The following is a 12428-nucleotide window of genomic DNA, read 5'->3' on the forward strand; positions in this document are numbered from 1 at the left end:
ACCCCGGTGCGAGACTGGTGCGATGAGCACCGCAGGCGAGGCGACCGGCACGACCGAAGCCACTGAGACCATCCCCGCAGAATCCGGGCAGATCCCCGAGAACAGCACTGTGAACCGCCGCCAGGGCTTCGGCGACGGCTTCCTCGAGACGATCTCGGACGGCTGGGCCGACCGCCCCGAGGTGCTGCCCGCTCCGCGCGAGCAGGCGCCGTACGCCGCACGTCGGCGGGACGCCGTGTCCGCGGCGTTCCCCGGCAAACGGCTCGTGGTTCCCGCGGGGCCGTACCGGGTGCGCAGCAACGACACCGACTACCCCTTCCGTGCGCACTCGGCGTTCGCGCACCTGACCGGGTGGGCCTGTGATGCGGTGCCCGATTCCGTCCTCGTCTTCGACCCGCTCCCAGCGGGCGGCCACGACGTGACGCTGTACTTCCGCGAGCGCGCCGACCGCACCACGGCGGAGTTCTACGCCGACGCGTCCATCGGGGAGTTCTGGATCGGCCCCCGCCCCTCCCGGGCGGCTGTCGCGGCCGACCTGCAGATTCCGACCGATCACATCGACGCGTTCTCGGCATCCCCCGACGACCTCGTCGTCGATGCGGATGCCGACCTGACCCGGTTCGTCTCCGAGCTGCGCCTGCGCAAGGACGACTACGAGGTCGCGCAGCTGCAGCTCGCGGTCGATGTGACAGCCGACGGCTTCGACGACATCCTCGCCGACCTGCCTCGGATCATCGCCCACCCGCGCGGCGAGCGGATCGTCGAGGGCGTCTTCCACCAGCGCGCCCGCAGCGACGGCAATTGGGAGGGGTACGACACGATCGCCGCGTCCGGACCGCACGCGTGCTATCTGCACTGGACCCGCAACGACGGGGCCGTCCGCCCGGGCGACCTCATCCTGATCGACGCGGGCGTCGAGGTCGACAGTCTCTATACCGCCGATATCACTCGCACCATTCCGGTGAGCGGCACCTTCACCGACGTGCAGCGTCGCGTGTACGAGGCGGTGCGCGAAGCCGCCGACGCCGCGTTCGCGGCCGCCCGCCCGGGTGCGAAGTTCAGCGAGCTGAACGCCGCGGCGTGGCGGGTGATCGCCGAGCGCGTGCACGAGTGGGGCTTCCTGCCGGTCACGCCGGCGGAATCGCTCGACCCGGCCACCGGTCACCATCACCGCCGCTACATGGTCCACGGCACGAGTCACCACCTCGGCATCGACGTGCACGACTGCGCACAGGCGCGGCGCGAGCTCTACGCGGGCGGAACGCTCGAGCCCGGCATGGTCTTCACGATCGAGCCCGGTCTGTACTTCCAGATCGACGATCTGACCGTGCCCGAGGAGTACCGGGGCATCGGCGTGCGCATCGAGGACGACATCCTCATGACCGAGGACGGCCCGGTGAACCTCTCGGCCGCGATCCCGCGGACCGCGGACGAGGTCGAAGCGTGGATCGCTCGGCAGAGCGCGTGAGTTTCACCCCGCCCGAACCCTTCGCCACACGACCGACGCTCACCGGGACGTTCGGCATGTCCGCGTCCACGCACTGGCTCGCGACGGCGAGCGCCCAGGCGGTCCTGGAGCGCGGCGGCAACGCGTTCGACGCCGTCGTCGCGGGCGGTTTCGTGCTGCACGTCGTCGAGCCGCACCTAAACGGTCCCGGCGGCGATCTCGTCGGGATCTTCGCCACGGCGACGGACCCGGGAACGCCGGTGGTGCTCATGGGGCAGGGACCCGCACCCGCAGCCGCCACGATCGCGCACTACCGCGCCGAGGGCCTGGACCTCGTCCCCGGGGCGGGGGGGCTCGCGGCGGCGGTGCCCGGCGCGGTGGACGCCTGGCTGACCCTCCTGCGCGACCACGGGACGTGGGAACTCGGCGACGTCCTCGCCTACGCGATCGGCTACGCCCGCGACGGTCACCCCCTCCTCGCGCAGGCCGCCGGCACGATCGCGCGGGTCGCCGACCTCTTCAGGACGCACTGGCCGAGCTCGGCGTCGCTGTGGATGCCGGATGATCGGGTGCCCGCCGCGGGCACGATCGTGCGCAATCCGGCTTATGCCGCCGTGCTCGACTCGCTCGTGGACGCCGGGAGCGGCATCCGAGGCGACGGTGAAGCGGACCGCGCGGCGCGCATCGACGCCGCGCGCCGGGAGTGGAAGACCGGCGCCGTGGCCCGCAGCGCGGCCCGGTTCCTGGCGGAGCCTCACCGCCATTCGGACGGCGCCGACCACGCGGCGGTCATCGCGACAGCCGACTTCGCGGCGTTCGACGCGGGTTACGAAGCAGCCGTCACCGTCGACGTCCGCGGTCACACGATCGCGAAAGCGGGTGCGTGGACGCAAGGGCCTGCACTGCTGCAGACCCTGCGCATCCTGGACGGGTACGACGAGATCGACCCGTCCACCGAACGCGGGGCGCACACGATCCTCGAGGCTCTCAAGCTCGCCCTCGCCGACCGCGACGCGTACTACGGCGACGGCGATCTCGCCCTCACCGAACTCCTCTCGGCCGACTACGCCGCCGTTCGCCGCGCACAGATCGGTGACGAAGCGTCTCGCGAGTGGCGTCCGGGGCACCTTCCCGGCCGCGCGCCCTTCCGTCCCCCGCTGCGCCGCCCGGCCGGCGAGCCCGCAGCCGCGGGCGTCGGCGAGCCGACGCGCGGTGACACGTGTCACATCGACGTGACCGATCGATGGGGCAACATGATCGCCGTGACCCCGTCCGGTGGGTGGTTGCAGTCCTCCCCCGCGATCCCCGAACTCGGGTTCTGCCTCGGCACCCGGCTGCAGATGATGTGGCTGGATGCCGACTCCCCCGCGGCGCTTCGACCGGGCAGCCGCCCGCGGACGACCCTCACGCCGACGCTCGTCCTCCGGGACGGCCGAGCCGTGATGGCGCTCGGGACACCGGGCGGTGATCAGCAGGAGCAGTGGCAGGTTCCCGTCCTCCTGCGGATGATCGTCGGCGGTTATTCGGCGCAACAGGCGATCGATGCGCCGTCGTTGCACACGACGGCGCTCGTGGACTCGTTCTGGCCGCGCGGCTGGACACCGGCCGGCGTCGTCGTCGAGGACCGCCTCGGCGACGCCGTGATCGACGGTCTGCGCGCACGCGGGCACGACGTGACCCGCGCCGGCGACTGGTCGCTCGGCAGGGTCTCGGCGGTCGGCCGGAACCACGACGGTCTGGTGTGGGCGGCGGCCAACCCGCGCGGGATGCAGGGCTACGCGGCGGGACGCTGATCCCGCAGCTCAGCTGCGCTCGCGCAGGAATCCCGCCACGAGCGGTGCGAGAGCAGCACCCACTTCATCCGCGGGGCGTTTGCGCCCCTTCACCTCGAACGAGTGTCCGCCGCCGTCGACCCACGCGATCTGCGCGTCCCGACACGACGCGACAGCCTCCTCGAGTTGGGCGTGCGGATCCACGAACGGATCCTTCGTGCCCTCCACGAACAACTGTGGCATCACCACTGCAGGCAGGTGCGCGGCCCGCGACTTCGTCGGGTCACCGGGCGGGTGCAGCGGATAGCCCAGGTACACCAGGCCGCGGGGCGCGATCGCACCCTCGGCGGCCGCCATCGATGCCATCCGGCCACCGTAGGACTTCCCCGCCGCCCACACCGGCACACCCGGCGCATGGGCCTGCGCGTACGCCATCACGGCGCTCCACGCGAGGACCGCGTGCGAGGCCGGACCCGGCATGCGCCTGCCCGCTTCGACGTGCGCGAAATTGAACCGCACGGTCGACACGCCCTCGGCGCGCATGCCTCTGGAGAAGCCGATGAGGAACGGATGCCGGAAGCCCGCCCCGGCGCCGTGCGCGATCACGAGCGCCGCCCAGGGGTCTTCGACGGGTTCGTGGTCGACGGACACGTCCACCGGACCCGACGGCAGCTCGACGCGCAGGCGAGCCGGGTCGGGCCCGGTCAAGACTGTGCGTCCGGACGGCCGCCGGCCGGCGGCTCGGCGTCCGGCTCGGGCCGGTCGGCGGGCACGGTCGGCTCGGGCCGCTCCTGCGGCTCGGCCGGCGCCTCGACCGGCGGCTGCGGGCCGGAGGCGGCCGGCCGGATGCGCTCACCGTAGCGGGGCGGCTCGGCATCGGCCTCCGGAACCGGCGCCGCGGGCGCCGCGGCGGGCGGAGCGTCGTCCGCGGATCCGCCCAGGACCTGCCGCGCGCGCTGGACGCTCGAGGCCGCGATCATGAGCTCGTAGTGGTCGGCGACGACCTGCATCACCGACGCGAAGTCGCGACGGCGCCTCACGAACGAGTACGTGACGATGCTGAGCAGCATGCCCAGGGCGATTCCGACGAAGATCACGCCCACGAACGCCTGGATCGGCACCGACGGCGAGCCGATCACGAGGATCGCGCTGAACAGGAGTCCGAGCAGCACACCGTTCGTGGCGCCGGCCCGCGCGGCGGTGGCGTAGCCGAGCTTGCCCGTCACCTTCTCGACCGAGCGCAGCCCCTGACCGACGATCGCGATGTCCCGCGCCGGAACCTCTCCGGCGATCAGACGCGAGACGGCCTTCTGCGCGGCCTCGTACGTCGGGAAGCTCGCCACGGTCTGCCCGAGATCGCCGACGCTCTGCGGAAACCGCCCACCGTTCATGCTCATGGCCCCATCCTCCCACCCGAACCTCAGCGGACCCTCTCTGCGTGCCGAGCGCACCGGGCTACGCTGGATCGTGTGAGCACGCAGAGGGTCTTCGTCGCACGCCTGTCGGGGTGCTCCGTCTTCGACCCCGCCGGCGATCGCCTCGGCAAAGTCCGCGACGTCGTCGTGATCTATCGCAAGGAGGATCCGCCGCGCGTGGTGGGACTCGTCGTCGAGATCCCGGGCCGCCGGCACGTGTTCGTCTCGATCGGCCGGGTCACCTCGATCGCCACCGGGCAGGTGATCACGACCGGGCTGATCAACGTGCGCCGCTTCCAGCAGCGCGGCGGTGAGGTGCGCGTGCTCACGGAACTCGTCGGGCGACGCGTGTTCCTCGCCGACGGATCCGGCACCGCAGTCATCGAGGACGTCGCGATCGAGCGCAACCGTCTCGGCGAGTGGGACGTCGGACAGCTTTTCCTCCGGCGTCCCCGCACGAGCGCATCGCCGTTCGCGAAGGGCCCGACCACGTTCGCGAACTGGTCGGAGGTGCACGAGCAGCAATTGCCCGGCGAGTCCCAGTCCGCCGAGCAGCTGGTCGCCACGTTCTCCGACCTGCGTCCCGCCGACCTCGCGAACAGCCTCCTCGACCTGTCCGACGAGCGCATGATCGAGGTCGCCGAGGAGCTGTCCGACGAGCGCCTCGCCGACGCTCTGGAGGAGATGCCCGAAGAGGAGCAGGTGCACATCCTCGAACAGCTCGGCGACGAGCGCGCCGCCGACATCCTCGACGCGATGGAACCGGACGACGCGGCCGATCTCCTCGGCCAGCTCCCGGATGCCCGCTCCGAACAGCTCCTCGAGCTCATGGAGCCTGAAGAGGCCGAGGACGTCCGCGCGCTGCTGCAGTACGGACCCGACACCGCCGGCGGTCTCATGACGAGCGAGCCGATCGTGCTGTCCGCCGATGCGACGGTCGCCGAAGCCCTCGCGCTGATCCGCCGTCACGAGCTGCATCCTGCCCTGGCGGCATCCGTGTTCATCACCCTCCCGCCCTACGAGACGCCCACCGGGCGTCTGCTCGGGACGGTGCACTTCCAGCGGATGCTGCGGTACCCGCCGCACGAGCGGCTCGGGGCGATCATCGACGACACCCTCGACCCGGTGCCGGCCACCGCCACCGCGGCCGAAGTGGCCCGGATGCTGGCCAGCTACAACCTCGTCTCGCTCCCGGTGGTCGACAAGGCCCGTCGCCTGGTGGGTGCGGTGAGCGTGGACGACGTCCTGGACTACCTGCTGCCGGACGACTGGAGATCGTACGGCGGTGACGAACAGTCCGACGGGGATGACCCGCGTGTGCCGGCCGTGCCGGTGACGACGGCCGCAGTGCCGAGGAGGCGATGATGGCCCGCAGCTCACGTCTGCCCTCGCTCGACGCGCCCCGCGGCCGCACCGGGATGCTCAGTCGCAACCCGCAGCCCTCACGGGACCGCTTCGGCCGGTTCTCCGAGGCGTTCGCCCGCGGAATGGGCACGTCCGGCTTCCTGATCGGCATGACGGTCTTCGTGGCCGTCTGGCTCGCTTGGAACACGTTCGCCCCGGTGCCGCTGCAATTCGATCCGCGCTCGACGAACTTCACCCTGTTGACCCTGATCCTCTCGCTGCAGGCCTCGTACGCTGCGCCGCTCATCCTGCTGGCCCAGAACCGGCAGGACGACCGCGACCGCGTCCAGATCGAGCAGGACCGCCAGCGGGCCGAGCGCAACCTCGCCGACACCGAGTACCTCGCTCGCGAGATCGTGGCGCTGCGCATGGTGGTCGCCGACGTGTCGGAGGACATCGTGACCAAAGAGGTGCTGCGGAACGAGATCAAAGCGCTCCTGGAGCAGCTGGACGATCGCGCGGCGACCCCACGCGTGCACGCGGACACGACAGAGCGGTGACCATCGAACCGCACGCGTCCGCCCTCGAGGACGCCGTCCGACGCGCCGTCGGCGCCGTGAGCGATCCCGAACTGCGCCGCCCGCTCGCCGAGCTCGGCATGCTCCGCGACATCGCGGTCGACCGGGGTCGCGCCCGGGTCGGGATCGCGCTCACGATCGTCGGCTGCCCCGCCGCCGAGCGCATCGCCTCGGACGTGCGTGCTGCGGCGGCGTCCGTCTCGGGCGTCGACGACGTCGAACTCGAGATCGGGGTCATGTCACCGGCTGAACGACGCGACCTGACCGAGCGACTCCGCAAGGGGCGTCCCGCGCGGCAGATGCCGTTCGGCCCCGACTCGCTCACGCGCGTGATCGCGGTCACGAGCGGAAAGGGCGGGGTGGGCAAGTCCACCCTCACCGCGAACCTCGCCGTCGCACTCGCTGCGCGAGGACTCTCGGTGGGTCTGGTCGATGCCGACGTGCACGGCTTCTCGATCCCCGGACTTCTCGGGCTCGTGGATGCCGAGGGCGCGGTGCCGCAGCCGACCCGGCTCGACGACCTCATGCTGCCGCCGATCGCGTACGACGTGAAGGTCATCTCGATCGGCATGTTCCTGCAGTCCCGCGCGGGCGACGCGCCCGTCGGTGCCGTGGCGTGGCGCGGCCCCATGCTCCACCGCACGGTCACGCAGTTCCTCACCGATGTCTTCTTCGGCGACCTGGACGTACTGCTGCTGGACATGCCGCCCGGCACGGGTGACATCGCGATCTCGGTGGGGCAGCTTCTCCCCCACGCCGACGTGATCGTCGTCACCACGCCGCAGAGCGCCGCCGCGGACGTCGCGGTGCGCAGCGGTCTCGTCGCACGCCAGACCGGGCAGCGCGTGATCGGTGTCGTCGAGAACATGGCCGCGCTCACGCTCCCTGACGGCACGGTGATGGACCTCTTCGGCTCCGGCGGGGGCCTGAGGGTCGCCGAGACGCTGTCGGATGCGGCGCACGACGTGCCGCTCCTGGCGTCCGTCCCGTTGAGTCCCGCGCTCCGCGCGGATGCCGACGACGGCCGCCCGGTGGTGATCGCACACCCCGACGACCCCTCGGCGCAGCAGATCGATGCCCTGGCTGCGATTCTCGCCGCGCAGCCCCGAGGGCTTGCGCGTCGCTCGCTCCCCTTCAGCGCGGGGTGAGCCGGATCAGGTCGCTTCGTCGTCGAACGGCGGCGGGTTCTCGGCGGTGAAGGGCATGATCGCGCTCTGCGGCTTCGTGAACGCCGCCGCCGTGGTGACGGCCGCAGCCGCACCGGCGGCGCGCACCGTCGGGACCGGCGCGTCATCCAGCAGCGCTTCGCGGATGATCCGGCGCGGATCGTACTGACGCGGGTCGAGCGTGCGCCAATCGACGTCGTCGAAGTCCGCGCCCATCTCGTCTTTCATCCGCGTCTTCGCGGTCGTGACGTACTCCTTCGCCTTCTTGGCGAACTTCGTCAGGCTCTCCACATAGCGCGGCAGCCGCTCGGGTCCGATCAGGAGCCCCGCGACCAATCCGATCAGCAGAAGCTTCTCGATCGTGAGCCCGAAGAACATGCACTCAGATTACCGCCGCGCCTGAGCGGTCGACGCCGCACCGGCCCGTACGCTGAGGGGGAAGGAGCACCTATGGCCGAGCACGACGCGAACCACCGCTTCGCCGCGGAGGCGACGGTCGAACCCGACCACATCGTCCGCGCCCGAGCACACGCACTCGAACTGGGGGCATCGCCGATCAGCGCGCCGGTCGGCGCGCAGTGCGCGGTGATCGCCGCCGCGTCGCGTGCCCTGAACATCGTCGAGATCGGCACGGGTGCCGGGGTGTCGGGGCTGTGGCTCCTGTACGGCTCGCCGCGTGCGACGCTCACGACGATCGACAGCGAACCCGAGCACTTGGGTGCCGCCCGGCAGTCTTTCGCCGAAGCCCGCATCCCCGCAGCCCGCGCGCGCTTCATCACGGGCCGCGCCGCGGATGTCCTGCCGCGCATGAACGAGGCGTCGTACGACATCGTGCTGGTGGATGCCGATCCCGAGGGTGTCATCGAGTACGTCGAGCATGGTCTCCGCCTCGTGCGCGCCGGCGGAACGGTGCTCGTGCCGCGGGTCCTGGGCAACGGTGCAGTGGCGGATCCGGTGCGACGCGACCGCGTCACCGCCGCGTACCGGTCGCTCATCCACGAGACGCAGTCCTCGCCCGCCGTGATCGGCGCGCTCTCCATCGTGGGTGAAGGACTCCTTCAGCTCACGACGCGCCCCTCGGAATGAGAACACGAACGGCCGGTCCGAAGACCGGCCGTCAGGCGTGAGAGATGCTCAGGCGGGGTTCACGACTCCGCCCAGCACGTCGTAGAGCTCCTTGGCCTCAGCGTCGTTCACGGAGACGACCAGGCGCCCCCCACCCTCGAGCGGAACGCGCACGATGATGAGGCGACCTTCCTTCACGGCCTCCATCGGCCCGTCTCCGGTTCTCGGCTTCATGGCTGCCATCGTGGCTCCCTTTCGTCGTAGTCTGCATGTCAAGTTTATCCCGCCGGTCGGACACGGGCTAACGCGCGCGTGTTCGCCGGCGTCGCATCGCCGTCAGGGAATCTGCCAGTACGTGTTGCCGAGTCCGTACATGTTGTAGATCCACCACCACTGTCCGAGCAGGCACAGCCCCAGGATCGACACCCGCCACCAGGCCGATCGGGGCACCGCCACAGCACCCCACAGGGGCGACAGAGGCAGCAGGAGCCGGAAGATGCTCGACTGCGGGAAGAACACCGCCAACAAGTACAGCAGATAGGAGGCCGACCACAGCCGGATCTCCGGACCCATCCGACGCACATGCGGCTCGAAGAGCAGCAGCGCGGCGACCGCGACGATCGATGCCGCGAGGGCGATGTAGCCGGTGATGGCTCCGAGACCCCACGAGGCGAACCAGAAGCCGGCGCCCTGCACGAATCCTTCGAAGGGCACGAACCCGGCGGAGGCATCGCCCAACCAGTTGCGCCGCCAGGCGAGTTCGGTGGCCAGGTACGCGCCGGGATCCCCGGTGACCGCGCCGGCGATGACCTGCCAGGAGAACCCCGTCACGGCCGCAAGGAGCCCCAGCGCGACGATGTGGACGACCTCGCGGACGCGCAGGGGCTCCGAGCGCCGGGAGAACCACCGCCAGATTCCGAACAGGGCGAGGAACAGCGCGAATGCCAGCACCCCCGGGCGGGTGAAGGCCATGAGGGGCACGAGCGCATACAGCCACGCATACCGGCGCCGCATCACCGACCACAGTGCGAGGAGGAGCCACAGCAGGAACAGCGCCTCGGCGTAGCCGACCTGGAACATCGCCGCGAGCGGTGCGCACGCGAAGAACACGACGGCCCACATCGCCGCATCCTCCTCGGCCCGCATGCGGACGATCCGGTAGAGCACGAGGCAGCCCAGGTAACCGGCGACGAGGGAGATGACGACCGCTCCGGCACCCCAGGATCCAAGCGGCAGACCCAGCGCTTTCCCGAGGTATGCGTAGACCGGCATGAAAGCCCACTGGTTCTCCGCGACCTGGCCGGACTCGGTGAGCGGCAGTTCGGAGGGATAGCCGTTCTCCGCGAGATACCAGTACCACTGGGCATCCCACCCGAGTGCGAACCGCCCCAGATCAGCGCCCTGGCCGAACCGGGACGCCGGGCCGGACAGCTGACCCGCCAGCAGGAGGAGCGCCGTCGTCACGACGCGCGCACCCAGATACAGGATGCCGATCCGCAGCGCCGCCGGGACCGAAGCCCATCGGCCGGCACCCGCCGCGGATGTCAGGGCGCGCTCAACCACGCCCGCAGTCCGCGCTCGACGTCGACGATCTGAGCGAGCGGCACGCGCTCCTGGTCGTGATGCGCCAAGTGGGGGTCGCCGGGTCCGTAGTTGACCGCGGGTACACCCATCGCCGAGAATCGGGCGACGTCCGTCCAGCCGTACTTCGGTCGGGCCTCGGCGCCGACCGCGGCCACGAACTCCTGCGCGAGGGAGGCATCCAGCCCGGGCCGCGCACCGGCGGCGACGTCGATCACGTCGACCTCGAAGCCCGCGAACACGTCCCGCACATGGCGTTCGGCATCCTCCGTCGACCTGCTCGGCGCGAAGCGGTAGTTCACCTCGATCTCGCACAGGTCGGGGATCACGTTGCCCGCGACACCCCCGCCGATGCGGACGGCGTTGAGCCCCTCCCGGTACACGAGTCCGTCGACCGGAACCTCTCGCGGACGGTACTCGGCGAGGCGACTGAGCACCGGCGCCGCGCGGTGGATCGCGTTCTCGCCGATCCATGCACGCGCACTGTGCGAACGCACGCCGTGCGTGCGCACGATCACGCGCATGTTGCCGTTGCAGCCGCCCTCGACCGCGCCGCCTGTCGGCTCGCCCAGGATCGCGAAGTCGCCGGCGAACAGATCCGGCCGAGTCCGGGCGAGGCGCGTGAGTCCGTTGAGGTCGGCGTCGACCTCTTCGTGGTCGTACCACATCCAGGTGATGTCGATCCGGGGGTCGGTGAACTCTGCGGCGAGCTTGAGCTGCACCGCCACCCCTGCCTTCATGTCGACCGTGCCGCGCCCCCACAGGACCGCCTCGCCGTCGACGTGCTCTTCTCGGGTGGGCAGGTTGTCGTTGATCGGCACCGTGTCGATGTGACCGGCGATCACGACGCGCTGCGGTCGCCCCCGCATCGTGCGGGCAACGATCGTGTCACCGTCCCGGAAGACCTCCAGGTGATCGAGCGGACGCACGGCCGCATCGATGAGATCGGCCAGGGTCGTCTCGTCGCCGGACACGCTCGGCACGTCGCAGATCGCCCGGGTGATGTCGATCGAGCTCGCGGTCAGATCCAGCGTCGGCATCCTTCGATCCTAGCGTCGGGGCCGGGACGGGCCCCGGGTCCGGGTGCCGGTACCGTGGTGACATGAGCGACGAGCGTTGGGTGTGGGGCACCGGGCTGGTGACGACCGCCGAGAACGGGACGGTACTGGACACCTGGTTCCCCTCTCCCGAGATCGGGCGCATCCCGTTGGGTCTGGATCCCGCGATGCCCCCCGACGACCTCGACCGCCATGCGGTGCCCGACCCGCGCCGCGCGGTCACGGTCGACACGATCACGATCGAGATCGATCTTGACGCCGCACCGTCCTCGACGTCGGACGCGTACCTGCGGCTCCACGCGTTGTCGCACCGTCTCGTGGCGCCCAACGCCGTGAACCTCGAGGGCATCTTCGGGCACCTCCCGAATGTCGCGTGGACGAACGCCGGACCGATGCATCCCGACGACGCCGCACGTCTGCGGCCGTTCCTCCTGCGCGACGGCATCCAGATCCAGGGGCTCGACAAGTTCCCGCGACTCCTGGACTATGTGAGCCCCCCCGGTGTCCGGATCGCCGATGCGTCGCGCGTCCGCCTGGGCGCGTACCTGTCCCCCGGCACCACCGTGATGCACGAGGGGTTCGTGAACTTCAACGCGGGCACGCTCGGCGCGTCGATGGTCGAGGGCCGCATCTCGCAGGGCGTCGTCGTCGGCGACGGCAGCGACATCGGCGGCGGCGCGTCGATCATGGGCACCTTGTCCGGCGGCGGGGCCCACCGTGTCGCCATCGGCGCGCGCACCCTCCTCGGGGCGAACGCGGGCGTGGGCATCTCGCTCGGTGACGACTGCGTCGTCGAGGCGGGGCTGTACGTGACGGCCGGTTCGAAGATCGTCCTGGCCGACGAGCCGGCCGGCCACGACGGCGCGCGTCGCAGCGTGAAGGGCGCGGAGCTCTCCGGGCGCGACGGCATCCTGTATCGGCGCAATTCGCTCACCGGCGCGATCGAGGCCGTCCGGAGGGTCGGCGTGGGAGTCACCCTGAACGACGCCCTGCACGCGTAAA

General features: G+C 70.8%; 13 protein-coding genes. 7 read left to right on the forward strand and 6 right to left on the reverse strand.

Annotation, left to right across the window (positions count from 1 at the left end):
• Positions 1 to 22 precede the first annotated feature (22 nt).
• Both AB0P18_RS14670 and AB0P18_RS14675 read left to right on the forward strand, forming a co-directional pair.
• Entirely contained in the window at positions 23 to 1468 is a 1446-nt protein-coding gene (locus tag AB0P18_RS14670; RefSeq protein ID WP_363360648.1) for an aminopeptidase P family protein, read from the forward strand.
• Entirely contained in the window at positions 1465 to 3240 is a 1776-nt protein-coding gene (locus AB0P18_RS14675; protein ID WP_363360649.1) for a gamma-glutamyltransferase, read from the forward strand. Before AB0P18_RS14670 ends, AB0P18_RS14675 begins: the two co-directional genes overlap by 4 nt.
• Positions 3241 to 3249: 9 nt before the next feature.
• Here AB0P18_RS14675 and AB0P18_RS14680 read toward each other — a convergent pair whose 3' ends face one another.
• Positions 3250 to 3927 (reverse strand): alpha/beta family hydrolase, encoded by a 678-nt coding sequence (locus AB0P18_RS14680; protein ID WP_363360650.1) that lies wholly within the window; start codon positions 3925 to 3927, stop codon positions 3250 to 3252.
• Positions 3924 to 4616: a general stress protein gene (locus AB0P18_RS14685; protein ID WP_363360651.1), complete on the reverse strand. Its 693-nt coding sequence runs from the start codon at positions 4614 to 4616 to the stop codon at positions 3924 to 3926. Before AB0P18_RS14685 ends, AB0P18_RS14680 begins: the two co-directional genes overlap by 4 nt.
• Positions 4617 to 4688: 72 nt before the next feature.
• Between AB0P18_RS14685 and AB0P18_RS14690 the strand changes: the two genes are divergently transcribed.
• The 3 genes from AB0P18_RS14690 to AB0P18_RS14700 are packed head-to-tail and all read left to right on the forward strand — an operon-like array spanning position 4689 to position 7704.
• A complete protein-coding gene (locus AB0P18_RS14690; RefSeq protein WP_344054351.1) occupies positions 4689 to 5999 on the forward strand; it encodes a CBS domain-containing protein in 1311 nt (436 codons plus the stop codon).
• Positions 5999 to 6538, forward strand: coding sequence for a DUF1003 domain-containing protein (locus tag AB0P18_RS14695; protein WP_344054353.1), 540 nt, complete (start codon positions 5999 to 6001; stop codon positions 6536 to 6538). Before AB0P18_RS14690 ends, AB0P18_RS14695 begins: the two co-directional genes overlap by 1 nt.
• 2 nt (positions 6539 to 6540) lie before the next feature.
• Positions 6541 to 7704, forward strand: a complete 1164-nt coding sequence (locus AB0P18_RS14700) for an Mrp/NBP35 family ATP-binding protein (RefSeq protein WP_363360719.1) — start codon at positions 6541 to 6543, stop codon at positions 7702 to 7704.
• A 6-nt stretch (positions 7705 to 7710) separates the two neighbouring features.
• Here AB0P18_RS14700 and AB0P18_RS14705 read toward each other — a convergent pair whose 3' ends face one another.
• Complete coding sequence (locus tag AB0P18_RS14705) at positions 7711 to 8100, reverse strand: Sec-independent protein translocase TatB (protein WP_363360652.1); 390 nt, start codon at positions 8098 to 8100, stop codon at positions 7711 to 7713.
• 72 nt (positions 8101 to 8172) lie between these two features.
• Between AB0P18_RS14705 and AB0P18_RS14710 the strand changes: the two genes are divergently transcribed.
• On the forward strand, positions 8173 to 8808 hold the full coding sequence (locus AB0P18_RS14710; protein WP_363360653.1) for a class I SAM-dependent methyltransferase: 636 nt from the start codon (positions 8173 to 8175) through the stop codon (positions 8806 to 8808).
• A 48-nt stretch (positions 8809 to 8856) separates the two neighbouring features.
• Here the strand turns inward: AB0P18_RS14710 and AB0P18_RS14715 are convergent, their stop codons facing one another.
• From AB0P18_RS14715 to dapE, 3 genes are all read right to left on the reverse strand, one after another.
• Positions 8857 to 9030, reverse strand: a complete 174-nt coding sequence (locus AB0P18_RS14715) for a DUF3117 domain-containing protein (RefSeq protein WP_067875042.1) — start codon at positions 9028 to 9030, stop codon at positions 8857 to 8859.
• A gap of 93 nt (positions 9031 to 9123) precedes the next feature.
• The gene (locus tag AB0P18_RS14720) at positions 9124 to 10350 is read right to left on the reverse strand and encodes a hypothetical protein (RefSeq protein ID WP_363360654.1); all 1227 of its coding nucleotides are present in this window, start codon (positions 10348 to 10350) and stop codon (positions 9124 to 9126) included.
• Positions 10332 to 11408, reverse strand: a complete 1077-nt coding sequence (gene dapE, locus AB0P18_RS14725) for a succinyl-diaminopimelate desuccinylase (protein WP_363360655.1) — start codon at positions 11406 to 11408, stop codon at positions 10332 to 10334. The genes AB0P18_RS14720 and dapE overlap by 19 nt, the downstream gene beginning before the upstream one ends.
• Positions 11409 to 11470: 62 nt before the next feature.
• Between dapE and dapD the strand changes: the two genes are divergently transcribed.
• A complete protein-coding gene (gene dapD, locus AB0P18_RS14730; protein WP_363360656.1) occupies positions 11471 to 12427 on the forward strand; it encodes a 2,3,4,5-tetrahydropyridine-2,6-dicarboxylate N-succinyltransferase in 957 nt (318 codons plus the stop codon).
• Position 12428: the final 1 nt, after the last annotated feature.

The sequence above is a fragment of the Microbacterium sp. NPDC064584 genome (assembly GCF_040687315.1).
Taxonomy (GTDB): Bacteria; Actinomycetota; Actinomycetes; order Actinomycetales; family Microbacteriaceae; genus Microbacterium; species Microbacterium lacus.

What these genes read in the sequence shown, in the direction of transcription:
- AB0P18_RS14715 (WP_067875042.1), bottom strand. Translation starts at nt 9,030, where the DNA reads ATGGCAGCCATGAAGCCGAGAACCGGAGACGGGCCGATGGAGGCCGTG.
- AB0P18_RS14710 (WP_363360653.1), top strand. Translation starts at nt 8,173, where the DNA reads ATGGCCGAGCACGACGCGAACCACCGCTTCGCCGCGGAGGCGACGGTC.
- AB0P18_RS14705 (WP_363360652.1), bottom strand. Translation starts at nt 8,100, where the DNA reads ATGTTCTTCGGGCTCACGATCGAGAAGCTTCTGCTGATCGGATTGGTC.
- AB0P18_RS14685 (WP_363360651.1), bottom strand. Translation starts at nt 4,616, where the DNA reads ATGAGCATGAACGGTGGGCGGTTTCCGCAGAGCGTCGGCGATCTCGGG.
- dapE (WP_363360655.1), bottom strand. Translation starts at nt 11,408, where the DNA reads ATGCCGACGCTGGATCTGACCGCGAGCTCGATCGACATCACCCGGGCG.
- AB0P18_RS14670 (WP_363360648.1), top strand. Translation starts at nt 23, where the DNA reads ATGAGCACCGCAGGCGAGGCGACCGGCACGACCGAAGCCACTGAGACC.
- AB0P18_RS14695 (WP_344054353.1), top strand. Translation starts at nt 5,999, where the DNA reads ATGGCCCGCAGCTCACGTCTGCCCTCGCTCGACGCGCCCCGCGGCCGC.
- dapD (WP_363360656.1), top strand. Translation starts at nt 11,471, where the DNA reads ATGAGCGACGAGCGTTGGGTGTGGGGCACCGGGCTGGTGACGACCGCC.